This is a genomic window from Paenibacillus sp. FSL H3-0333, from assembly GCF_038002805.1.
In the GTDB taxonomy this organism is placed as follows: Bacteria; Bacillota; Bacilli; order Paenibacillales; family Paenibacillaceae; genus Paenibacillus_AQ; species Paenibacillus_AQ silagei.
Genome location: NZ_JBBODG010000001.1, coordinates 2379247 through 2403683, shown reverse-complemented (window position 1 = coordinate 2403683; position 24437 = coordinate 2379247). Strand labels below are relative to the sequence as shown.

Annotated in this window: 26 protein-coding genes; all 26 read right to left on the bottom strand. The window is 46.5% G+C overall.

The window, feature by feature from the left end; translation table 11 throughout:
- Positions 1-212 precede the first annotated feature (212 nt).
- Positions 213-968, bottom strand: a complete 756-nt coding sequence (gene recO / locus MHH78_RS10685) for a DNA repair protein RecO (RefSeq protein WP_341167387.1) — start codon at positions 966-968, stop codon at positions 213-215.
- 36 nt (positions 969-1004) lie between these two features.
- Positions 1005-1148 (bottom strand): YqzL family protein, encoded by a 144-nt coding sequence (locus MHH78_RS10680; protein ID WP_076075837.1) that lies wholly within the window; start codon positions 1146-1148, stop codon positions 1005-1007.
- A 110-nt stretch (positions 1149-1258) separates the two neighbouring features.
- On the bottom strand, positions 1259-2149 hold the full coding sequence (era, locus tag MHH78_RS10675) for a GTPase Era (protein ID WP_036724337.1): 891 nt from the start codon (positions 2147-2149) through the stop codon (positions 1259-1261).
- Between the two features lie 491 nt (positions 2150-2640).
- The gene (locus MHH78_RS10670) at positions 2641-2895 is read right to left on the bottom strand and encodes a hypothetical protein (RefSeq protein WP_341167386.1); all 255 of its coding nucleotides are present in this window, start codon (positions 2893-2895) and stop codon (positions 2641-2643) included.
- 215 nt (positions 2896-3110) lie between these two features.
- The gene (locus tag MHH78_RS10665; protein ID WP_341167385.1) at positions 3111-3530 is read right to left on the bottom strand and encodes a cytidine deaminase; all 420 of its coding nucleotides are present in this window, start codon (positions 3528-3530) and stop codon (positions 3111-3113) included.
- A 179-nt stretch (positions 3531-3709) separates the two neighbouring features.
- Positions 3710-4105, bottom strand: coding sequence for a diacylglycerol kinase family protein (locus MHH78_RS10660; protein WP_341167384.1), 396 nt, complete (start codon positions 4103-4105; stop codon positions 3710-3712).
- Positions 4105-4605, bottom strand: coding sequence for an rRNA maturation RNase YbeY (gene ybeY / locus MHH78_RS10655; protein WP_340938864.1), 501 nt, complete (start codon positions 4603-4605; stop codon positions 4105-4107). Before ybeY ends, MHH78_RS10660 begins: the two co-directional genes overlap by 1 nt.
- Positions 4577-6856 (bottom strand): HD family phosphohydrolase, encoded by a 2280-nt coding sequence (locus MHH78_RS10650; RefSeq protein ID WP_036724341.1) that lies wholly within the window; start codon positions 6854-6856, stop codon positions 4577-4579. Before MHH78_RS10650 ends, ybeY begins: the two co-directional genes overlap by 29 nt.
- A 17-nt stretch (positions 6857-6873) precedes the next feature.
- Complete coding sequence (locus MHH78_RS10645; protein ID WP_036690294.1) at positions 6874-7845, bottom strand: PhoH family protein; 972 nt, start codon at positions 7843-7845, stop codon at positions 6874-6876.
- A 15-nt stretch (positions 7846-7860) separates the two neighbouring features.
- Positions 7861-9042 (bottom strand): sporulation protein YqfD, encoded by a 1182-nt coding sequence (gene yqfD, locus MHH78_RS10640; protein WP_076075818.1) that lies wholly within the window; start codon positions 9040-9042, stop codon positions 7861-7863.
- The gene (yqfC, locus tag MHH78_RS10635; protein ID WP_036690297.1) at positions 9039-9332 is read right to left on the bottom strand and encodes a sporulation protein YqfC; all 294 of its coding nucleotides are present in this window, start codon (positions 9330-9332) and stop codon (positions 9039-9041) included. The genes yqfD and yqfC overlap by 4 nt, the downstream gene beginning before the upstream one ends.
- Positions 9333-9513: 181 nt before the next feature.
- Entirely contained in the window at positions 9514-10107 is a 594-nt protein-coding gene (locus tag MHH78_RS10630) for a hypothetical protein (RefSeq protein ID WP_341167383.1), read from the bottom strand.
- A gap of 16 nt (positions 10108-10123) precedes the next feature.
- Positions 10124-11125: a flotillin-like protein FloA gene (gene floA, locus MHH78_RS10625; protein ID WP_209872081.1), complete on the bottom strand. Its 1002-nt coding sequence runs from the start codon at positions 11123-11125 to the stop codon at positions 10124-10126.
- A gap of 36 nt (positions 11126-11161) precedes the next feature.
- Positions 11162-12526 (bottom strand): NfeD family protein, encoded by a 1365-nt coding sequence (locus MHH78_RS10620; RefSeq protein ID WP_341167382.1) that lies wholly within the window; start codon positions 12524-12526, stop codon positions 11162-11164.
- A 217-nt stretch (positions 12527-12743) separates the two neighbouring features.
- A complete protein-coding gene (locus tag MHH78_RS10615; protein WP_341167381.1) occupies positions 12744-13412 on the bottom strand; it encodes an ABC transporter ATP-binding protein in 669 nt (222 codons plus the stop codon).
- A gap of 5 nt (positions 13413-13417) precedes the next feature.
- Entirely contained in the window at positions 13418-14704 is a 1287-nt protein-coding gene (locus MHH78_RS10610) for an ABC transporter permease (protein WP_341167380.1), read from the bottom strand.
- A complete protein-coding gene (locus MHH78_RS10605; RefSeq protein ID WP_341167379.1) occupies positions 14701-15759 on the bottom strand; it encodes an ABC transporter permease in 1059 nt (352 codons plus the stop codon). Before MHH78_RS10605 ends, MHH78_RS10610 begins: the two co-directional genes overlap by 4 nt.
- Positions 15760-15850: 91 nt before the next feature.
- Positions 15851-16252 (bottom strand): hypothetical protein, encoded by a 402-nt coding sequence (locus MHH78_RS10600; RefSeq protein ID WP_341167378.1) that lies wholly within the window; start codon positions 16250-16252, stop codon positions 15851-15853.
- Between the two features lie 121 nt (positions 16253-16373).
- Positions 16374-16919, bottom strand: coding sequence for an RNA polymerase sigma factor (locus tag MHH78_RS10595; protein WP_341167377.1), 546 nt, complete (start codon positions 16917-16919; stop codon positions 16374-16376).
- A gap of 172 nt (positions 16920-17091) precedes the next feature.
- On the bottom strand, positions 17092-19104 hold the full coding sequence (locus tag MHH78_RS10590) for a DUF5050 domain-containing protein (protein ID WP_341167376.1): 2013 nt from the start codon (positions 19102-19104) through the stop codon (positions 17092-17094).
- Positions 19085-20308: an ABC transporter permease gene (locus tag MHH78_RS10585; protein WP_341167375.1), complete on the bottom strand. Its 1224-nt coding sequence runs from the start codon at positions 20306-20308 to the stop codon at positions 19085-19087. Before MHH78_RS10585 ends, MHH78_RS10590 begins: the two co-directional genes overlap by 20 nt.
- Positions 20302-21174, bottom strand: a complete 873-nt coding sequence (locus tag MHH78_RS10580; RefSeq protein ID WP_341167374.1) for an ABC transporter ATP-binding protein — start codon at positions 21172-21174, stop codon at positions 20302-20304. Before MHH78_RS10580 ends, MHH78_RS10585 begins: the two co-directional genes overlap by 7 nt.
- A complete protein-coding gene (locus MHH78_RS10575; RefSeq protein ID WP_341167373.1) occupies positions 21171-22256 on the bottom strand; it encodes a beta-glucanase/beta-glucan synthetase in 1086 nt (361 codons plus the stop codon). The genes MHH78_RS10580 and MHH78_RS10575 overlap by 4 nt, the downstream gene beginning before the upstream one ends.
- A gap of 139 nt (positions 22257-22395) precedes the next feature.
- Complete coding sequence (locus MHH78_RS10570; protein ID WP_341167372.1) at positions 22396-22803, bottom strand: hypothetical protein; 408 nt, start codon at positions 22801-22803, stop codon at positions 22396-22398.
- Between the two features lie 903 nt (positions 22804-23706).
- Positions 23707-24150 (bottom strand): GatB/YqeY domain-containing protein, encoded by a 444-nt coding sequence (locus MHH78_RS10565; RefSeq protein WP_036724349.1) that lies wholly within the window; start codon positions 24148-24150, stop codon positions 23707-23709.
- Positions 24151-24165: 15 nt separating this feature from the next.
- A complete protein-coding gene (gene rpsU, locus MHH78_RS10560) occupies positions 24166-24339 on the bottom strand; it encodes a 30S ribosomal protein S21 (protein ID WP_005547957.1) in 174 nt (57 codons plus the stop codon).
- Positions 24340-24437 lie beyond the last annotated feature (98 nt).

The window sequence follows — 24437 nt, the reverse complement described above, 5'->3', positions numbered from 1 at the left end:
ATCACGAAATCCACTTTTGATGTCGCCGCTTCCGTACTCCCGGGTGCCCTGTTCATGAACGTCGTCCCGCCAGGCTTCCACTACCCCCGGCTCGCTGCTGCGACAATATCGCCCACTACTTTCCCGATCCACGCACTCTCTCCAGTTCTGGAGCAAACACGGCAATCTTATAAAAGAAACTGAACTTATAGTAACGGATAATTTGCGATTCGTCAAATATTGTATTTGTCGAGCTGGTCCAGGAAGCTCTGGGACTTCAGTCTGAGCCCCAGCTGCATATCCATGAATCCCCGCATGACGGTCTTCAGCTCCGCACGGGTCTCCGGCTTCACATCCACGTTCCCCAGCCTGGTCAGATCCAGCGCCGCGAAGATCCGCAGCAGCTTCAAGGCACGCGGAGAAATCTCCATGGCCGGAGGATCGTTATGCCGGCAGCTACGACAGACGACTCCCCCCAGACGCGGACTGACTCTAAGCTCCTCATCCGGCTTATCCTTGCCGCAGACGATACAGGAATCGAGCTGAGGCCCATAACCGGCAGCCTGCAGCACCTTCATTTCAAATACATTATTGATAATGCCAGGCTCTTTGTCTTCCTCCAGTGCATTCAGGCAGGCGGTCAGCTGGCGGTACCAGAAGCTGCCTGTCTCTTCATCATGCAGCACCCGGTCCAGCAGCTCGCAGGCATAGGATGCATACGCCGCCTTGACCAGATCCTCGCGCAGCGGATGATGGGACTTCGTGATCTCGCCGGCATTCAGTGTTCCCAGTCCGCCGTTGTTGCGGAAGAACACGAACTCACCTGTTGTGAACAACTGGATCAGGGCAGCATGACGGCTTTTGACCTTCTTGGCGCCCCGCACCAGAACCCCTACTTTACCGGCGTTCTCGGTGCAAAGCGTAATAATGGCGTTCCCTTCACCGTAGTCCATGCTGCGGATGACGATCCCTTCCACACTGTATAGCATGCCTCTTCCCCCAACCACTCGGCAAGCAACCAGTCCTTATTGTGCTTCTTCATCGATGGCCATCTCTTCCTCCGCCGGCAGCGGTCCGCTGCCCTCGGGCGAATCCCCAGCTTCCCTGTACAGCAAATACGCATCGAGATCTCCAGTCATTGCAAAATACTTCCACGAAAAATTCCGCATTCGTATTCATCCTTTCTTCGGAAACACGATGTCTCTTCAGATGTAGGATGTGCGATGCCCCAGGATCTATCCGTGCAATTCCTGCCATGTTGAGGCGGCGGGAGAGGTGATCATTCTTTATGGAAGCCCAAATCCCGCAGGACGCGGTCCTGGTTACGCCAGTCTTTTTTCACCTTCACCCATAATTCCAGGAAAATCTTCGAGCCCAGCAGGTTCTCAATATCCGTCCGCGCGCGGCGTCCGACTTCCTTCAGCAGCGCTCCCTGCTTACCGATAATAATCCCCTTCTGGGAATCGCGCTCGACAAAGATAACCGCCGAAATATGCACAACCCCATTCGGTTCCACGCTCATATCCTCAATAGCCACTGCGATGGAATGCGGCACCTCTTCACGGGTCAGATGCAGAATCTTCTCGCGGATCAGCTCCGCGCAGACGAACTGCTCGGGGTGATCGGTAATCTGGTCGTCCGGGTAATACTGCGGACCTTCCGGCAGGTATTTCTGCACCTGCTCCAGCAGCGTGTTGACGTTATTGCCCATCTTGGCAGAGATTGGTACGATTTCGGCGAACTCATGCAGCTTGTTGTATTCCGTAATCATCGGCAGCAGCGCTTCCGGCTCAATCTTGTCAATCTTGTTCATGACCAGAATGACCGGGGTCTTAATGCTCCCGAGCTGTTCCGCAATAAAACGGTCCCCGCCGCCCATACCCTCAGAGGCATCCACGAGGAACAATACAGCTTCCACTTCATGCAGCGTGCTCATAGCGGTCTGATTCATGTAATCGCCCAGTTTGGATTGTCTTTTATGGATACCCGGGGTGTCCAGGAATACAATCTGCGAATTATTCGCCGTATATACCCCGTGAATCTTGTTGCGGGTGGTCTGCGGCTTGTCCGACATAATGGCAATCTTCTGGCCGATTACCTGGTTCATGAGCGTTGATTTGCCTACGTTTGGTCTGCCGATAATGGCGACAAACCCTGATTTGAATTTCATATGATCCTCCTATTTATCTTACAACTTGGTCAAAAGCGTTCGATCCCCCTAAATCCCCCTTCGCCAAGGGGGACCCCAAGGGCCCCGGCCCTCTGGACACCCGGAACTGGCTTGGGCACAGCGGTTGGCGCGGTAAGAGACTCTGGAGCACGAGCGCTTTTCGTTCCCTGCGGGAACACGCTTGACTGCGGCGCGGTTGATTGGCGGTGGCCACCATGCGGCGCGGGACAGGGAGCTGCGGAGCATGAACGCTTACCGTTCCCTGCGGGAACACGCTTGACTGCGGCGCGGGAAAGATTAATTTGTTGAATACCTGAATCCTACCCACGTCCACTCGCAAAATCTAGCCCGGCATTCCCACAATAACTAGCCTGCCATGCCCACAACCAGCTTAGTTGTATTTTGTACACTTATTCTGCTCCAAAACAGAGGTTATTAGAGTGTAGTTGTAATTCATACATCTATTTTCTTCATCAAAGTCACTTTTGGCATTATCCGATGAATATAGTTGTACAAATTACACTTAAATCAACTTTTGGCGGGAATAGTGGAAAGTTAGTTGTACAATATACAGTTAACTCTGGAGCACGCTTGACTACAGCGCGGATGATTCGTTGAATACCGGAACGCTCGCCTGGCCCATGTCCCAGCACCAGCACCAGCACCAGCACCAGCACCAGCACCAGCACCAGCACCAGCACCAGCACCAGCAGGCTTAATTGTATTTTGTACAACAGAATAAGCAAATCTAAGGCTCTTTAACGGTTCTATTGTATTTCATACATTAGATTTGCTGAAAACAACCCATAATCAGGTTATTATCCAAATTCTATTGTACGAAATACAACAGAAACCAGTTTTGCAGCAATAGTAGCATAATCTATTGCACATTATGCAATAGATTACCCAACCCAGCAGCCTTCGGGTCCCTGTCCCTATATTCTGCCAATTGTCCCTACGCTTACTCCGCACTCTGCCCCTGCGTAAGATCCGCAGGACCGAAGGCGCCGGGGAGCAGGTCACGGACCGTAGTCTCCATAATATCGCCCTTCAGGTTGCCGAGAATGACTGGCATATCAGGTCCGCACAGCTCGACCATCACCTGGCGGCAGACGCCGCAAGGCGATACGGGGCCGTCTGTGTCGGCCACGACTGCGATAGCTTTGAAGGTACCGGGCTTGTGGCCGTCCGCAATGGCGCGGAACATGGCCGTCCGCTCGCCGCAGTTGGTCGGGCCGTAAGCGGCATTCTCGATGTTGCAGCCGTGGTGGACCTTGCCGTCCTGATCCAGAAGGGCTGCCCCTACCCCGAAGCGGGAATAAGGTATATATGCATTGGCTCTTGCCTTGATCGCTTCCTGAAGAAGTAGCGCATAATCCATAATTGTCCTCCTGAAAGTTTTATTGAGCACTCTCTTCATCGAATCTTCTTCGAAATAAAAGTCGCTTCGTAAGCATAACCTTAGTTTTGGGAGCATGGCCCGAAAATATTATCCTAATTAAAGATGACGGAGCGCGCAAAGCGGGTCCGCCTCTTCCACCAGCTGAAGTTGTAAACTGATTATGACATAAGACCTGTGATCCAGTCCATCACGGGATGATAAAAAACATAGATTCCGGCAATCACGGCAAACACCGCCGTAAGCAGCACGGCGCCTGCGGCGGTATCTTTGGCCTTCTTGGCCAAGGGGTGAACCTCAGGCGAAACCAGATCAATCGTCGCTTCAATCGCCGTGTTCAGCAGCTCGGCTGTCAGCACCAGCGTAATGGCCAGCAGCAGCAGCATCCAGCTTGACAGAGGAAGCCTGAATACAGCGGCGGCAATCAATACGATAACCGCAAGACCGCTATGCACCTTCATGTTCAGCTCCGACCGGAATGCTGCCGCAATGCCGTGTGCGGCGAAGCGAAAGGAATGCCAGAATTTTTTGTGGCCCACCGCCGTATTCTTGACCATTAGCGTGTCAACCCGACCTGAGCCAGAGCTTTCTCCTGCTTGGACATCATTTCGGCCTCAGCCTCCGGCTCCTGATGATCATAGCCCAGCAAATGCAGGAACCCGTGGACGAACAGGAAGCCCAGCTCCCGCTCCAGCGAATGGCCGTATTCCTCAGCCTGCTCCTGCGCCCGGGTAACCGAGATGATAATATCCCCAAGCACATTCGGTACTTCCTCCAGCTCTTCGTCCTCATCTGCCAGGTCGTACCGGATCTCCAGCTCATCTTCTCCGGCCTCATTCATCGCGAAGGAGAGCACATCGGTCGGACGGTCAATGCCGCGGTACTCGAGATTCAGCTCGTGAATGCGTTCGTTATTGACGAAGGTCAGATCCACTTCCCCCGTGTCAATCCCTTCCGCTTCCCCTGCTGTCTGCAGAATCCGCTCCAGCAGCTCGATCAGATCGCCGTTAATTTCATGTTCATCCTGTTCATTGTTCCAAACGACGCTCAGACTCATTTTTGATGGCCCCTTCCTCTTTTTTGGGCTTGCGCACATCCTCGGGATATTCAATCCGGGAATGGAATATGCCCATTACCGTCTCTTTCAATGTCCGCGAAATAATATCCAGCTCCTTGATGGTCAGATCGCACTCATCGAACTGATGGTCATCCAGCCGGCTTTTGATAATCTTCTCAATCATGGTCTCCACCTGCACCACGGTTGGCTTGCGGAGCGAACGGACTGCAGCCTCCACACTGTCGGCGATCCCGACGACTGCGGATTCCTTCGACTGTGCTTTCGGACCGGGATAACGGAAATCCTCCTCCGTGAAGTCCGGCTCTACACCCTTGTCCTCTGCAAGCTTCAATGCCTTATGATAAAAATAATGCAGGAACGTCGTGCCATGATGCTGCTCGGCAATATCGCGGATCGGCTTCGGCAGCTTGTATTCCTTCTGCATCTCCACCCCGTCCCGGGCGTGGGCCACAATGATCGACTTGCTCAGCTTCGGCTCAATCGTATCATGAGGATTCTCCATATTGTTCTGGTTCTCTATGAAATAGAACGGGCGCTTCGTCTTGCCGATGTCATGATAATATGAGCCTACCCGGCACAGCAATCCGTCCGCACCAATCGCTTCGGCCGCAGCCTCGGACAGATTGCCTACCATCACGCTGTGGTGATAGGTTCCCGGCGTCTCAGTAAGCAGCTTACGCAGCAGCGGATGGTTCGGGTTAGACAGCTCTACGAGCTTCAGGGCCGACAGAATGCCGAACGTTACCTCGAAGAACGGCATCAGGCCGATGACCAGCACTGCGGTAAGCAGCCCCCCGGCAAAGGAGAAGCCCAGGGCATATAACGTATTCGTCTCGTTCCATACGCCGCCGCTCAGCATGGTCAGTATGGCTACGGTCAGGCAGCCGAGCAGGGACACCATAATACCGCCCTTCAGCAGGGTTGAGCGCTGTCCGGCGCGGTGCGTCGAGAAGATGGCAACATAACTTACGATTAGGGCAAAGAAGCCGAAGGTGAAATCAAATATCGTATTCTGCTGAACATTCAGCAGGATACTGGCCAGAATGCTGAACAGAATGGAACAGAAATAAGCTAAAGTCATGTCCAGCAGCATGGAAATCAGCATCGCGCCGAGAGCCACAGGTGCCAGATAGCCGATATATGTCCGCACATCCGTTTGCAGGAAGGCTGTCAGCTTCATCATAACGATGGTAATGATAAAGACCAGTACCAGCATAAGCAGCTGGGAGTTATTGTATTTGAAGCCTGAGGCTCCGCCATTGTAGCGGATGAAGGTCATCAGGCCAAAGGACAGCAGTGCAGAGAGCAGCAGCAGGCCGAGTTGCGGCCAGTAATTAATCTCTTTGCTGAGCAGCCCGTTCTCATCCAGCAGCTTGTACAGCTCAGGGGTAATCTCCTGATTCTTGGCGACCAGCACATCCCCCTGCTCGATGAACACATCCGGCGTATTCTGACGGGCCTGCACCTTCGCTTCCTTGGTCGCATCCTCGTCATAGAATTTGTTGGCGGTGATCACCAGCCGCACCAGCTCCTGCACCACCTCGCGGGCGGTGCGCTGCCCCAGCGAACTGACGCTGACCTGCTCGGCCACCTTGGCGCGCGCGGTCTGGGCATCGGTAATCTGGTCATTCATCAGCTTGATGACTATGTCACGGGCCACCGGCTTCATTTCGATGATATCCTGCTGAGTCAGGCGCGGGATCTTGATATAGGTCTCTTCCGGAATGACGTAGGCCTGATCCTTGATGACGGACTGCATTTCATTCAGCAGGTGCTCGGAGTAGGTCCCGGCCTTCTGGCTGGCAGCCACAAAATTAAGAATAAAATCATTTGCACGCTCTGGAATAACTTCACGGTAGATCTCCGTCTTTTCGCTTTGTGAGATCGTATCATCCTGATTCAACCGGTCTATTCTATCGAGAAGCATGGTTACGAGATTCTCAGTCCGCATTGGGATAATGGCATAGCGGTTAGTTACATTCTCAGCTGCTTCTTCCTGGGCCTTGAGCTTGGCGTTGGTGTCCAGGATTTGCTTGGGTGCTGTAATCTCCTTGGCACTGCGGGTTCCCTCTTTGATATCATACCTTTTGGGCAGCAGATCAGAGGACAGGCTGAGGTAGAAAACAACGGCGAGTAACAGGAAAAGAGCATAGCGCGACACCGCGCTATACTTCCATCCGCTGCTGCTATATACAAATCCGCTTAATTTCGATGGTTGCTTTGAGGCCATGAAGACAATCCCCTTTTTTATTGGAGGTTTTCGGCAGAGCGGTCATAGGCAACGATAATTTTCTGCACAAGGGAATGACGGACAACGTCCTGCTCAGCGAAGTAGACAAAGCCAAGCTCCTCGATACCGGAAAGAATCGTTTTGGCTTCGATCAGCCCTGACTTCTTGCCGCGCGGCAAATCGATCTGGGTCACATCGCCCGTGATGACCATCTTGGAGCCGAAGCCCAGACGGGTGAGGAACATTTTCATTTGTTCGGGTGTGGTATTCTGCGCTTCATCGAGGATGATAAAAGCATCCTCCAGCGTACGTCCGCGCATATAGGCAAGCGGTGCAATCTCGATCAGCCCGCGCTCCAGCGCCTTCGCCACCTGATCAGGCCCCATAACGTCGTACAAGGCGTCGTATAGCGGCCGCAGATACGGATCTACCTTCTCCTGCAAATCTCCCGGGAGGAAGCCCAGGTTCTCACCGGCCTCTACAGCCGGACGCGTAAGCACGATCCGTTTGACCGAGCCTTCCTTCAGCGCCGTCACCGCGAGGACCACAGCCAGATAGGTCTTACCTGTGCCCGCCGGGCCGATGCCGAAGACGATATCGCGCTTTTTGATGGTGCTCACATAATGCTTCTGGCCAATCGTTTTGACACGGATCGGCTTGCCGCGGAAAGTTGTCGTAATCTCGCCCTTGAACAGGTCCAGCAGCTGATCGGCACGGAAATCCTTCGCCAGCTCCACGGCGTACTGCACATCGCGTTCGCTCAATATGTAACCCCCGCGTACGAGTGACAGCAGCACATTGAAGAGCTGGCCCAGCATGTCCACTTCCCGCTCCGTACCGCGAATCGTGATTTCGGCCTCGCGTGAGTTAATAACTGCCGGAATTTCTTTCTCGATGATTTTCAGGAATCCGTCCTGCGGGCCGAACAGGGATTGCGCTTCTCCCGCATTGTGCAAAGATATTTGAATGCTTGCAGTCTGTTCTGACAAGTAGCCTCATTCTCCTCAATTGTTTACTATCGGAAGCTCTTCCGCGATTCTCTCTTCCACCTCAAACAGCACTTTCATATAAACTTTACCATTCTCTTTCTTCTCATGCAAAATTTTTTGACTTTTGATGACGCTATCAGCGCCGTAACGCGCGAAAATATCGCTCTTGGCCCGCGTCAGCCCTTCTGCACGCGCGGCTTCCGAAGTAAGCGCTTCAGTCGTATATTTAATCTCCAGCTCCTTCTCGGTCATCAGGCCCAGCGGCAGCTGAAAAGAACGCCACGACAGCATATCGGGCTCTGAAAGAGTACGTGACTTCGCAAACCCGGAGTCCCCGTAGCCCCATAGCTGAATTGCCCATTTGCCGAGAACGAGATAGGTGCGGTCCTTGCGTTCTCCTGTATACGCACTGCCTGTTCTTTTGAGCGGTACCTCCAAATTATATTCATGCCATACAAGGCCTTTAACCATGCCTTTGGCGACAACGAACTCTGTATTCTCCTCGTCACCCAGCGCTCCGGAGATGAGGATGTCCCCTTTTTTGACCCGCGAATTCCGGCTGACCACCGGTCTGCCCTGCTCCGCGTAGATCTCAGTCACGACGGCATCGGTCCGGCTGATGAGATGGCGCTTGCTGAGCAGAGGTTTGTTATCCGGGCGGTCAGCTTCGACGACCTGTATGGTAATGCTCGTCCCGTTCCGGTGGAACCCGGCCCAAGTCAAGCCCGGAACCAGGGTGGTCAGCTCCCGGGACAGCTCGTCCGACTCCTGCATGCGCCAAATCCACTGAAACGGATAGACACCCTCCTTGCGTGCGGCTTCCAGAATGTCCTCGGTCGGAATGCGGGTATTCCCTTCCACCTTGACGCTCCAGATCATCGAGGAGAGCAGCAGCAGACCTACACCGAAGATCAGCATCCCTGCGGCAAAAAACTTCCGTCTCCACAAGCGCGCGAGGCGAAACGGAAGTCCGTGCCTGGCTGTAACATGCATACGGCAGCCTGTCTTTTTGAGGAGCGGGCGAAGCCGGAAAAAGTCATCCAGCAGCAGATTTAAAGAAGCACCGTCCCCGGCAGGCCTCACATCCCAGATGATGATGCCCGCTCCGGTTACAGCATTAATGAATTTCTCCACCTGCGGTCCGCTCACATGCAGTGTAACGAACCCCCGCAGTGATGACAGAGGCGGTTCTTTCATGGATTCTCCCCACTTTCCTTATATCTGATTTCACCGATTACTCCAATGACGGCAAGCTCCTGGCCCAGAATATTGCGGATGACCAGTCCTTCACCGGAAATCTCCAGCACCCCTTGGGTTAATGCCAGCCTGAGCTGCTCCGAAGAGAAGTGCAGCACGCCGCGGTGGTTCTCAATATACAGCTCCTTATTGCCGATCAGGGTGATCCGGGGCATCTCCTGCAGCACATCCTGCGGAAGATCCAGTACCCCGTTTGTCCATCCCCGCAGCCTGCGGCCGATACGGGTCATAAGTAGACGCTCCCCCTTCCTGCCTTCTGTACACCTTATGCGGCGGAGCGGCCGTTTATGAGAAGAACTCACATGCAGTCTCCCGGCAAAATAGCAAAAAAGCCTGAATCCTTTCCCGCTAAGGAATAGATCCAGGCTTATGTGCAGTATTTCATGTTGATCAGGAAGCGAAGGCAAGAACTTAGCGCCGCGTGGAATGCGGCTGGCGGGCACGGGGCGGACCCAGCACCTCCGCCCACACCAGACCGCTGCGCAGCGTGTCAGGGTCGCCTGTGAGCGGATGGCTGGCGAATGCTGGTGAAGCTGCGCCAGTGCCCTCTCCGCCTGCTTCAGAGCCCGCAGACGGGACAGCAGCCGCCATTCCGTCGAAGGCAGCCTGCAGCGCCTCCAGCTCCCGCTGCATGCGTTCTGTGCGGGCCTCCACGCTGTCCAGGTCATCGGCCTGTTCCAGAGACACACCTTCGCCCGTCTCATCACCGGGAGCCGGCTGCTCAGCCTCAGCCCAGGCTGGCGAAGACGGGGCATCCTGTGCATCCGGCAGCGGAGCAGACTGGTTTGGGGCTATCTTTGTCCCGGCAGGCGCAGGGAAGCCGCTGCCCTGCTGCTGTGCGTGTCCGGCCTTCCGGCGGCGGGGCAGCATATTGCCGCTGCCCCCGCCGCCGCCAAAGGTAGGCATCCCTCCGCGCGGAGCCTGTTTGTCTTTGCCCTTTCTTTTGTTCAGATTGGTGATGATCGCTATGGCCGCAAGCACCAGGAAATAGATCACGCCGCTCATGGGAGCTCACATCCCTTTATTTGTGGGGCGGACGGCTGCTGTCGTCCCCATCGTTTAGTTTGCCGAGGGAACCGCGCATCTGCGTATCTGCCTCGATGTTTTTAAGATTCATATAATCCATCACGCCAAGCTTGCCTGAGCGCAGGGCTTCGGCCATCGCCAGCGGAACCTGGGATTCGGATTCAACGACCAGCGCCTTCATCTCAACCACGCGGGCCTTCATCTCCTGCTCATGGGCAACCGCCATCGCCCGGCGTTCTTCAGCCTTCGCCTGGGCGATGCGCTTATCCGCTTCCGCCTGCTCGGTCTGCAGGTACGCACCAATGTTCTTGCCTACATCCACATCCGCAATATCAATGGACAGAATTTCAAAGGCAGTCCCTGAGTCCAGACCCTTGGATAATACGGTCCGGGAGATGGAATCCGGATTCTCCAGCACATCCTTATGCGAATTACTGGAGCCGACTGTTGTTACAATTCCCTCGCCGACACGGGCAATAATCGTCTCTTCGCCCGCACCCCCGACCAGCCGGTCGATATTGGCCCGCACCGTTACCCGTGCCTTGACCTTGACTTCAATCCCGTTCTTGGCTACAGCCGCAACAATCGGCGTCTCAATGACACGCGGGTTAACGCTCATCTGAACCGCCAGCAGCACATCGCGTCCGGCCAGATCGATGGCGGCGGCACGTGTGAATTCCAGCGGAATATCCGCTCTTTGGGCAGCAATCAGCGCGTTCACTACACGGTCCACATTCCCTCCGGCCAGATAATGGCTCTCGAGCTGATTGATATTCAGTCCCAGCCCGGCCTTCGTCGCTTTAATCAGCGGATTGACAATCCGGCTCGGCGTTACCCGGCGCAGACGCATGGCTACCAGCGTGATAATGCTGATTTTGACCCCGGAGGCCCAGGCGGACACCCACAGCATGACCGGGAAGAAGCTGAAGAAGACGCTTAGTACAATAATCACGGCTACCGCGATCAGCAAAAAAGTAATCATAGATGCTTCTAACATACGCTTACCTACCTCCGATATTTTGATAGACAAAAATTATTTCACAGCTTCCTTCACTACCACACGGCCGCCCTCAACCTTCACCACGGACACAGCCGTCTGTGCCTCGATGAACCCGCCTTCTGTCACCACATCTATCCGTTCGCCGCCAAAGGTGGCGGTTCCGGCCGGACGCAGCGGGGTTACACTCATGCCGGAAGCCCCGATCAGACGCAGCTTCTCCGGGACAGGCACGAATCCCTTCTCTCTGGTAAGGCTGTCCTGAAGGATGAACCGGTTCCAGATTCCCCGCTCCTTGAAGACTACGGCTACAATCACGATAACCACAGCCGCCGCCGAAAAAGCGATACCAAGGCTGAACAGAGCATGTGTAAAGCTGTAAGCAGCCCTTACAACACCCGCCACCAGACTGATGGACCCGAGGATTCCCAGAATACCGAAGCTCGGCACGAACAGCTCCAGAATCAGCATCACCAGTCCCAGAATGAACAGCAGCAGCGTCTCCGCCCCGGCGAAGCCGGCCACATAGTTGCCGAAGAAGTAGAGGGCAAATGCCAGCGTACCGACAATTCCGGGCACCCCAAAGCCGGGCACCAGCAGCTCGATGAACACACCGGCGATGCCCACAAAGAGCAGAATTGTCATGACTACCGGATGAGTCAGAAATTGCGACATTTTCTCCGCACCGGTATGTTCAATGCGAAAAATGTCGTCTGTCGAGTAGCCCAGCCAGGTAATCGCCTCCTGCTCCGTTCCAGCAATCCGGTCGGTGTAACCAGCCTGAAGTGCTTCATTGCTGCTCAGAGCGATAATCTCGCCCGCCTGCTTGTTCACGCCCAGTTCCGGGCGGTTAACTACCAGATGAACATCCATCATGCCGGCAGCCACTTCAGGATCACGCCCGTTCAGCGAGGCAGCCCCGATCATTTTGGATTTCCAGTAGGATACCATCTTGGCGTCTTCCACGCTCTTCCCGTTCATGTCCACCAGCGAAGCGGCCCCGATCATGCTGCCCGGCTTCATGATAATGGCGTCCGCGTTCAGCGCGATATAGCTGCCTGCTGAAGCGGCGTTGCCTTTGATATAGGCTACTACCGGGATCTTGCTGTCTCTGACCAGAGTGCCGATTCGTTCGGCGGAATCCACCCGCCCTCCAGGTGTATCGATCTCCAGAACAATCAGAACTGCGCCGTAATTCGCGGCTTCCTGAAAGCCCCGTTCCAGAAAGCTCTGCAGACCCCGCTCAATCTCCTGGTCCACCGGGATAATGAAGACTGGCCCATGTTTGACTGCGGCTGACGAAGATGATGCCTCACTAAAAGCTTTGGCGTCCAATAGTAATATGAATAGCAAAAAGATGGAATAAATAGCCCATGTGGTGAGTTTTCGAAGTATGCTCAAAATATAATCCCTCCTTCCTCCCAAAGGTTAAATTTGCATGTAACCCATTGTGCGTAGATTCCAGAATTACGCTTAAATGGGTCTGTGCAGTGCAACGCTACTTCTCAATATCCGCTATCTTAACAGATAAACCAAAAAGACAACACATAAGCTACGGCTTACGTCTTGTCTTTTAGTATTGCATAAATTGTCTAATTTGGCCTGTATTCCACAAGAATTAAGTGATTAGATTACAGCTTCCGTTATTCATATAGAAAGTCCTATCACAGATGTCAGCAACTTTCTGATTATGTGTTACGATAATGATTGTTTTTCCTTGTTCGTTTATCATTCTAAACAGTTTTAGAATGTCATCTTCGGTTTCTTCATCCACAGACCCAGTTGGCTCATCAGCAATAATTACTTTGGGTTCCTGAACAATCGCTCTTGCTATGGCAACCCGTTGTGTCTCACCTCCCGACAATACTTCCACCGGACTATACCCTATATTGCTAATATGAAGAGCAGCAAGCACAAATGAAACCTTTTGCTTAATTTGAGATTTAGAGTGTTTGCTATACTTTAACGGTAAAGCAATATTATTAAAGACATTTTTACCATGGATAAGAACTGAATTTTGAATAATGTAACCGATATTATGTTTTCTAAAATTTGCAGCCTGGACAACATTTAATGCCAGTACATCGGTACTGTCAAAATAGTAATTTCCGCAATCTGCTTGCTCCAGCCCGGCCAATATATTCAGAAGTGTGCTTTTGCCGGACCCACTTCTCCCCATAATAGCGACCATCTCGCCATCATGGATTTCCAAGTTCACATCTTTAAGCACATCATTTCTATGGGAACCGCTTAGGAAGGATTTCTGCAGATGAGAAACTTTAAGCACGTTCTTCACTCCATCCGTTTTATATATTTATTGAAATCAATATGTTTAAACCACCAAATAATCGGAAGGGCTGATATAAGCGTTAGAGTCAGCATTGAACCTGTGATTACTAGTATTAATAAAAGCATTGAGTTGTCTATTAAGAGCTTATAGGCCAACATCACTATAACACCCGGTAACACAACTACAATGATAAGTTCAGTTAAATAAAAAAAGATCAATTGATTTATTGTGGCTCCGCAGATCAAGTGAATCATCATATTTTTTAGTTGTTGACGCATTTTCTCCAATATCAGTAATGTGATACTAACAGCGCATATCACATAAAGGACACTGGCTACTATTGATAACCACTTTGTGCTTATCTGATATGTGGCAAGCAGAAATTTCAAAGGAAGCTTATGCGTTCCCAATACTTCCGTTTCATGAAAATCAGATAACTGCTTAACTTCTTCAAGCTTATTTACTATTGTATATTCATCATCCATAGAAAAAATATGGCCATTGACAATTTGCATATAATGTTTCTTTTGAAACGAAAAATCGTCTGGAGTAGTGGGAGCTGGAAATGTTTGGGCCGGCATTACAATATATCGGTCCAAAAACATTTCCGGGAATTGAGAATTAAATACCATGGTGTTTGAGGGAAGAAATCCTTTGACAACTAATTCAAAATCCTTCATCAGATAATTTGCCTTCAATAAGCTGCCAATTTTGTATTTTGACTTATATTCGGTACCGAGTAGGACTGGAATGGTATGGTTATCGGTATTGTTGAAGTCTTCCTGCTCGAATGGCTGCCCAATCTCCACTTCTATTTTATACTTCTTAAAAGCATGTGAGTTCATTTGAACCGCTTTGGAGGCATAATAAGGACCATTGCCAAACATTGAGAACGGTTTGCTTAACCTACCCTCTTCATATGCATACATAAACTTCGGTTCCCACTCAACTTCCTCCGGCAATATGGCTATGGACTGATTAAATAAATAAATATATTGATCCTCAAAATGTTCATTTAAGTTCCGATACAGTGTGTTAGCATTCTCTAGAAACTCAGGCCGGTTGGTATAGTCCTTCATAGCCTCATCTTCAAGAAGAGTATCCGAGAGCTGATAGTCATTCATCTCTGACAGGGAGCTGACCTCTGATGATTGTTCATGAAGTGTCGAAGACTGTACAAAAAGGAGTGAAACTACACAATAAAATATAAGAAGCTGTATAAGGAGAAGAGCTGATACTACTTTTTTTCGAAATAGACTCTCCTTAACTTCACTTAAGATTATTCTCATCGATATGTTTTTCCTTTCAACGTTATCCGCTTGGCCACTTGGACGTAAAATATCCACACCACCAATGCAGATGTTATCAAAACAGCTAACAATCCAATCTCTAACCCTTGTATGAATATGAATAATGAATTTCGATTGAAGGTCAGAGAAAGTTTGAAGAACAACATACTACCTGTCGCAACAAAGATGTAACAAGCAAGTGCTATAGCCATATAGGTGCTCAGAATTCGTCTTCCGATCGTTTTAAGTGAAATTCCACATTGCCAAAGAACTAAAATCTCACTCTTCTTCCTATTCATCCAAAACAAAGCAGAAATAACACTGGTACTAAATAACAAAATAATGAAGATAAAAGTAACCATTAATTGCTGCGTTCCAATGTTCATTGCCCTTACAGTGCCGCTATCTCCTCTGTCGAACACATGAATAGGCAAATCATTCTGAAGAAAGGGGAGCTTTAGATTAGAGGTGATTGGATTATGAGCAATATTCATCACATACACGGTTGAGTCCATGAAAGAATCCGATTGCAAAGAGTCAAGATTCACGAATACCGTATCATCTAACTTTGATGAATAGGGAGCGCCCATGATCCCAATGACCTTGTAATTTCTCCCTGCAAAAGTATAATAAAGCTCACCCGCTTTTTCTAATAGATCGGTTCCATCAATATTTTTACCAATTACCGCCAGATTGTCATTATTATAAAAATCTGCATTATTAAAGAACCTACCCTCTGCGAGAGGTGGATCATAAGTACTTTTATTAAAATAAATTGCGCGAAGCTCTTGCCAACTTCCATTTTTTTCAACAGATCCCAATTCGGAAAATATTGTATAATCATCTGAGGTCTCAATCTCACTCCAGTTAATTTCAATAGCCTTTTCTTTTATGGTGAAAAATATACTATTCTTAGTATACAAGCCTCTTGATAATTGATTCAGTTCATTATGTTGGACTTGATAGTAATTGAAGACGACAACAATCAGGCTCAATAAAATAAATAAAGCAGCAATTAATAGATTATTTACATTGCACAACCGGTATTTCTCCATATCTTATTACCTTCTTTACTAAATAGAGAGATTGCAAATAATAAAAGAGCAATCTCTCTGTTCTCAAATTATTAAACTTCATTATCGCTTGTCAGTCTTTTCCATAATAAGTTTTTGCCACCCAAATAGCATCTGCGTAAGGAGATACAGCTGAAGTATCCACATATCCCCATTGTCTGCCGCTGTCAGTCAAATCCATTGAAAAAGGCCCTTCCATTCTTGCCCGGGAATAATGATAAGTGTCTTTCCACCAAGTAGTGCATGCAGCCCGTTCGAATCCCCACTTGTTGGACTCCTTCCAGCCATTATGCACCGTAACCACTTCTGCAGCTGGTGACACTCTGGAGCTACTTGTTGAAAAGTTGCCCTCCTTTTCACTCCACCCTCCGGAAACAGAACTGTCATTTAAACTTGTTGTAGCCAGAGCAGATCCAGAAACCCCCACCAAAACAACAAATCCTGCAATAAATGGAATCAAGCTTTTTTTATTCATTCTTTTTCCTCCTTTTCCATTATGATTAAATTTTTAGGTTCTATATGTATATTACATAAAAGATATAAGATCACATGAATTCATGATTTATATATATTTTTCCGACAAAATATACGTATTGTTAAATTACCTCAAAGCACTCTTTAATCTTCTCTTTAAGCTTGCTCTTGATTCTATAGATTCTTGTAGTCACTGCACTATTGGAAATACAATACTTCTCAGACAATTCCGCTATGGATAAACAATTTCTAAAATAATCATGATAAAGCGCATATTCCTTCATGTTAAGAGTACTTAATACCTGCTGGCTTAACTCTTTGATGTCATATACTTCTTCCAAACAGGTAGCTAGTTCATCGTTATCACTTATAAGTTTTAATTTTTCATCAAACACAATTTCATATTTTCGCTTGAGATACATCCGCCGATAACTATTAAGCACGAGATTTTTTGCTGTAACATACAGCCAACCTTTTACATTCGGATGACTTTGGAGCTTGATAAGCTGCTTGCCGGCCTCAAGAAAAGTTTTCTGGGCACACTCTTCTACGATATCAGTGAGTTGTGAATGTCCTTTAGTTAATCGGGTGCAATATTTGTAGATACTCGTGATGTTCTGTTCGCAGAGCTGCTCATAGAACACATCTCGTTGCTTATTTTCCCACAATACCCTCTCCCCCTTATCCAATTTCCGTACTTTTTGAAGCGATTCCAAAAAAACTAATTATTTAACAATATTTATAAATAATTATAACTTTTATAATTATATTTTCCAATTACATTTTCGTAATTTTTTGTAATTTATCTTAATACAACTGATGGAAATCGATTATCTTCGCTTATAATTTAAATCCATATTCCTTCAAGTTCATCTTATTTATATAATAGATTGTTTGTTCCTTAACTCTGAAACTCATTACAGGCTCATCGTTAAGTTTTCGGATAATATATTCTTTGAGGTCATACATGTAGAGCCTGTAACCGTCTTTACGATTCACAAAAATCAATTTATTATCTTCCAGTAAAAAGTCCCTTGTTACTATGTCAGGAATTGTTGTTTTAGTTTGTGTTACGATATCATATTTGATGACATATGAATTGTTGACATAATAAACGGCACGGCCGTCAAATGCTAAGCTGCTGATAGGCGAAATGCGTAAAACAACCTTCATGGTTCCGGTTGATCGATTAATACTTCTAATTTCTTCAGGTCCAATAAAATAAATATTTTTATCATCCAAGAAAAACGCCTGTATAGAGAAAAAGAAAGCTGATTCATAATTCCCCATCTTCTTGGCATCTCTAAAGAACCGTTCTTCCGAATTTAGGTTTTTTTCGAAAATAACTTTTTCATTGAAGTTATCCATGTCCACTTGGACAATAGAAAACCATTTCTGCTCTTCAAACCTCCTTTTTTTTTCCGAATCATATTTCATGTAATACACATAGCTGCCTGTGCAAAATAATGAATTCTGCACTCTGGTCAAAGCCGATGTAGCGTTGCGCATAAACTCATTCTTCTTGCCTGTACGTTTGTCCTCAAATACAGTGTGAATGTTATTCAAATCAGTTTCGTCCAAGTAAAATCGGTAATTATTATTCTCACATGAACTCCTGGTAGAAAAGTTATATGTAGCACTCTGCTCCGAATAGCCGGAAGAAGTACAACCAGATAATAAAGTGATTGATAGCCATATTAACAATGAAGTACTGAACAATCTCCCTCGAAATTGCCCTGTCTTAATGCTCCATGCATTACTGCGCGTGATTACAATCATTAACAACATAATAAAGATGATAAGTAAGCTGATCCCTAGAACGATCCCCAATGCTGTTAAAGAAACTTCACGGAACACTGCCGTGAGTTGATCATTAAACGGGTCACGTCTATACTCATCCCCGCGAAGATAACCAGTTGACACTAGAAAGCCAAGTGGAGTTGGTATGTTATATTTGCTAGATTCTAATGGAAGTCCATAATAAGGGATTAGAAGGATTCCTGTGCAGGTAAAAAGAGTAAACGCGTAACGTTTCACACACACGGAGACAAACAGGATTAACAAAGCCAAATATAAACTGCCAAAAATCTTGCCTGATGTCACCCACAGAAAAGCTTCAAACAATGTACATTTTTTTCTGGATTCAGCAAAATAGGACAAGCTCTGCAATGGATAATCCCCGTATTCCAATCCATATTTCAATTGGTAAAAAACAAACTCCATATATGACATCAACAGACTCAGCACCGCAACCGACAATAACGCCATACAAATCTTGCAGACACTCTGTTGGAAGGTCCCTTTTCGCACTGTCAGAAGCAGTCTATCCATCTTGCTTTCGTACTCATAACAATACACAGGCGCTACCAGCAGCACCACCAACAATACCCAGAGCAAATCCAAGGTATCATTGGATAGTAAGCCATCCCAGCCATTTCTATATAAGAAATACCTGTCTGCCGGATGTTCACGTATGTATGTATATTGGTCATAAATCAGTTCATATCCCCTTTCGTTTTGCAGCACCCGTTCAAGAGGCAAGGTTCCTGCAAGAAATTCCTCTTCTTCAATGACACCGTCGTAATAATCTTCAGTCATCTTCTGCTGCAATGTTTTCGCATTAGCTATCTTCTCGGACTCTTCCAAAATGAATTGTTCGGTAATCTCTGAATACGACCCTTGAACCTCCTTAAGATACGAAAAATAGTGCGGGTAATTCATCTCAATATCAGCATTCACTGGTTTATCCATCAAAAACAGTAGGAGTGCTTTCAAGAAAAGTAACAGCAGAATAAAATGTAGACCTTTCTGCAAAAGAAATATTTTCTTTAATTCATATAACGGAGTTGACACGTTTCCGGCTCCCCTTCAGCATTGCATTCTTTTTTGCACTTAATTTGATGCCGTATAGAAATACAATCCCCCAAGACACTGTCAACACACCAGCAGCGATATAGCTAGGTATTGGATAGCCCAACAAGGCAATAAATTCTGCTTTTCGAAAAAGATCTCGGTTGACCACCAATACAAATGGGTTGAGAAGTTTCAACAGCATATGTCCTGGGCCTGCAAAAGCCTCTTGCATATAGGTGCAGACAATTATCAATGTAAGTCCTGAGAGAAAAGGAATCAGAGCATTTCGGAATAAGTTAGAAATAAATAAAAATGACAAGCCTGCTACAATCATGCCCATTGTTTTAAAAAATGAGTATAAAAGTGCATATTGGCCAAGACTTATATTTAGCGGCGTATGGACAAAATCCTCTAGAGCATATAACGGAGACGAAGAACCACCCTTTGATCCATATATTAAATAAAATGTCGTATAATCAAGGAACCAAAACCATATTGAAATCAAACATATAAATAATCCTGATGCCCACAGCTTGGCATAAAGGACTTTGAAGCCTCCTGTCTTAGTCGTCATTAGCAACGAATCCATCTCTGTTTCCTTCTCTGATAAAAAAACACTAATAAGCCCATACATACACAGCAGTAGAACCAGAAGCGATGAAAATTCATATTGAACATAACCTCTATACATTTCTTTGTCTGAAAAACTGGTAATATCTCTCCCATGAAATATTCTTGCAATCACTTCATTTTTTCTAGACTCGTATAAATTGCCGAAAGATTTAAAAAAAATTGAATTCTCCTTTGCTTTAATTACCACATTAGAAGCGTAAGCTTTATAATCGTAGTTGTATTTCATTGGATAAACAAAGCAGTAGCGAAAAAAATTCCAGTCCTCATACACATTGCTTAACCAAGTACCTTCAGGACGATAAGTGGAACTCAGTGTATGTTCTGCAGTCTGATTTTCCATTGGTTGATATATCGTCATAAGCTGCTTTATTTTCGCATTTGTGATTCTCCCGCCAAACGTATGATATTGCTCAGCGTAAAGTTCCTTCCAACCCGGATTAGAAAGCAGAGCTTCCCTTTCATAGATACTGTATATTTTCCCAATATTCATAATTGAGAAAAGCAATATCGCTATAATGATGGTCCCTTTACGAAAGTGCTTTTGCCATTCATAAGAAATCAACTTTACCATTGGCCACTTTCTCCAAAATAATACAGGAATACATCTTCAAGATTGCCCTGCACATTTACTGCACTCTCATCAGGCTTCGCGTCATCAATGACACGAAGTTGAATCTTTTCCCCCATCCGCAGCATATTACTGATTCTGAGTTGATGAAGTTGCCTGTCTAAAATCTGATCCGATGCTGATACTGTCCAGACTTTCCCTGCCAACCCATCAATCAATGCTTGAGGTGTGTCCTGCTTAAGCAACCTCCCGTTCTTTAGCAAGATGACCTGGTTAGCAATAAATTCGATATCTGAGACGATATGTGTGGCAAGCAAAACGATTCTGTTCTCAGAAAACTTGGTAATCAGGTTACGAAAGCGGATACGTTCCTGCGGATCTAGACCTGCAGTTGGTTCGTCAAGAATCAAAATAGCGGGATCATTAAGCATTGCTTGAGCAATGCCGACCCGTTGGAGCATCCCCCCAGAGAGTGTACCGATTTTCTTATCCTCGGCCGAACTCATATTCACGACCCTTAACAGCTCTCTGGATCGCATTGCACCTTTATTTTTAGGAATCCCCTTTAGGACACACATGTAATTAAGAAAATCAATTACTGTGAAATTTTTGTAGAATCCCGGAAATTGAGGTAAATACCCAATATGATTTAAAAAATGTACACCCAAGCATCTCGTATCTATACCATCAATTAAGATTTGACCCTTATCGCTTTTCTGAATACCGACTAAAATTTGAATAAGTGTAGTTTTTCCCGCACCATTATTCCCCAACAACCCGTAAATTCCATTCTCCAACTGTGCTGAAAAATCCTTTAGTGCATATCTCCCTTTATATTGTTTGGAAATCTGGTTGATATTCACTTTCATATGCCTGCTCCTTTGTAAAGCAGCAGAGATGGTGTCTTTTCCAGAATAATTACGTCATCATAAAAATCCTCAGCGTTTAAAGGAACTGATACCACATAAAAAGTACTAAAGTCCCCCAACTGATCCAGAGTAATTTCAGCACTCAGTACCTCAAGATTGCCCTTAGTTAGTGCCATTGGGAAAGAGACCCCATCTTGGCTCTCCAAAGGCTTATGATTAAGGTAAATTGTATTTCTGTAGGAAACCCCAGGATGACCAAACAGTTTAAAGGTTATTTGAAGAAGGCCACTGTTCTCCACCTTTAAGTTGTCGTGTCGTATTGACCCGTCCACATACAATTCGCTGAACACCTTGGAATCTAACGTTTCAATAGCTATCTTTTCAGACCTGCCATGACTCACTAACAATTCCTGAGTCACACGCTCTGTGGATTGTCTGACATTCAATAATCCAGCCTGCTTTGAGCTGAGAGGGACAGCCCACTGTTCCGTATCTTTATTAAAAAACACTTCACCTCCGGCTTCCAGAATCGTCTGGTCCCCCCCATATGAAGCGGTTACCTTCATATCCGGTATAAAGGATGGATTGTAGACACTAACGAACTTGATTGGCAGGAGTTCTCCCTTTTTCCCAGTGATGGGAGTGAACGTAAAAGTAAATGGAGTAGCCTTATTTTCCTCTAGTTCAAAAATGTGCATATACTCATAAGCAGTCCCTGAAGAATCCAATTTGTAAGGCTGTGGTAGTCCGTCAATAAATAAAAGGAAGCCCACATTTCTAGCCTTTCCTGATGCATTCACACTATAATCGATTTTCAATTCTCCCCCATTATACTGGATAGGTAATACTCTCCCAGCTTCATCAGCCTGCAAATTAACAGCATGATGATTTATACTTCCTAAAACCACATTTTTTTCATCCATCTCAAATGGATTCTGAGTCAAGTTGTCTCCCGAATTACTCACTACAATATCAGATGGATTTATATGGATGGGGTCTGGCTTGTCCGAAGAACAAGCTGTTGCAAGTACTAACATTCCGAAGATTGATGTAATGTATATATACCTCCAGATTTTTTTCATACTTTTCATTCCCTTCTTGTGTTACGAAATCAAGAGGATTTCGTCATTCAGTTTGCTTGTTTTCCACTTTAGTGATGAACAGCAGATAGAGAGTCAATCTCTACCTGCTGCCATAACTTATTTTTGTGTGTTTTATTACTCAGTTTGTGATGTTGGTGTAAGTATACACAGCAGATGCTCCATATGTGTTTCCGCCCTGTACTCCATGCGTTCCATAGACTGCATAGGCATTTGAAGGCATCGGGGCTAAATTATCAAAGAACGTCGTCGCCCCTCTTGCGCTGTTAACTTGAGCCTTCGTGCTTATAGTAATGCCGCTCTGGTTTTGCACGGTCCCGTTTATTGTCAAGTAAGCGTTATCATTATTATGACTTACAAGAGTGTGAAAATATGAACCATAATAGGCTGCCGATAAAACACCTGTAAGCGTCCCATAACCTGGTGCATTTTTAACGGCAGAATCATCTGCAAAGACTGGTGCTGATAGCAGGGACAAACAAGAAGCAGTAGCAGCAATGCGAACAATCACTTTTTTGGTAAATTTCATATAAACTCCTCCTAAAAATAATATTTTCTTGTTCACCTTCGTCACAATACCTCATTCTATTGTTTCGTATTAACTTACCAACTCCCCACATATCGGAACACTGATGTCAGAGTACAATATAATTTGTTGAACTCTCTAAGTCGTTTCCGAATTATTGTTAAGGGCAAACAAAAAAACCCTTATTTATAACATTACATTAATGATAAGAAATCACATTATTCTACATATTTTGTTAAGATTTTCTCAAAATACTCAGACTAAAGCAATCAGAAAGGAGTTATGTAAGTTTTTCACAAGGAGAAAAATATAAGAAAAACCTGAAGCTTGGCTTCAGGTCCTTTTTACATTCGGTGTACCTTCAAGCATTTGGTACTCGTACCCATGGATACCTTGGTAATACTCGGGGTTTTTCTTCTTTTTCAGGGGCTTTCGTTTCTTCGAAACGGGTGAGATCTTCAATCATGCTTTCTAAACAACCTCGTGTTCGATCACACGCTGCATATCTTATTGTCAATTTTCCTTCATGTAGACAGACTTCTCCCTTAAACTCGTAATAGCATTCACACTTGGGACAGACCAGTGGATCTCTTCCGCTTCCTTTTTGTATTCGTTCTCTCCACTTTCTACGTTTGTGTTGTCTTTGCGCACGCACAATCCACTTTCGAGCCTCTTTTTGCCAACTCGTGACTAGTGCCTATTTTCTTCAACTTCCGGGAATACACCCATAAATCTGTCCCAATACTGATGTTTATTGAAAAAAAATCTGCTTAAGAATATTCGAGTCCATTTCTCTAATTAAGCAAAAATTTAAATAAGGGGTAAGCTTCGCTTCCCCTAAAACATATAAATTCTTATCATTTAAAAATGAAAAACACCCCTTATAAAAGGGGTGCTAGCGTTATATTATTGCAGAAATTGCTGAACCGCCTGGTTCACAAGTTTACCATCGGCGCGACCTTTGACCTTAGGCATCAGTGCGCTCATCACCTTACCCATTTCACTTTTCGAAGAAGCACCGGTTTCCTGGATGGTCTGCTGTACAATTACTTTAATTTCTTCTTCGGTAAGCTGCTCGGGAAGATATTTAATGATAATCTCGATTTCTGCCTTAGTACTCGCGGCAAGCTCATCGCGACCCGCTGCTTCAAATTCTTGGAGGGCATCTTTGCGCTGTTTGATTTCACGACTAAGGATATCAAGCACTTCGTTGTCGTCTAATGTTCTCTTCAAATCTATTTCAAGATACTTTATTGTAGAACGAACCATTCGAATGGTGGAGAGTGTGAACTTGTCCTTACTCTTCATCGCTTGCTTCATATCTTCGTTCAATCGTTCGCTAAGATTCATGCGTGGGTAATCCTCCTAAAACTTTCTCTTACGAGCAGCCTCAGACTTCTTCTTGCGCTTTACGCTTGGCTTCTCATAATGCTTGCGTTTCTTCACCTCAGCCAAGACACCATCCTTAGCAATGGAACGTTTAAAGCGACGAAGTGCAGCATCAATTGTCTCGTTTTTGCGAACTTTCGTTTCAGACACCAGTTTTCCCTCCCTCCGACCAGACCGTCCAAGAGCATAACAACACGGTTCATCACCTTTCATTATAGGTCAAACCTAAATAAGGTGTCAACCTTCGC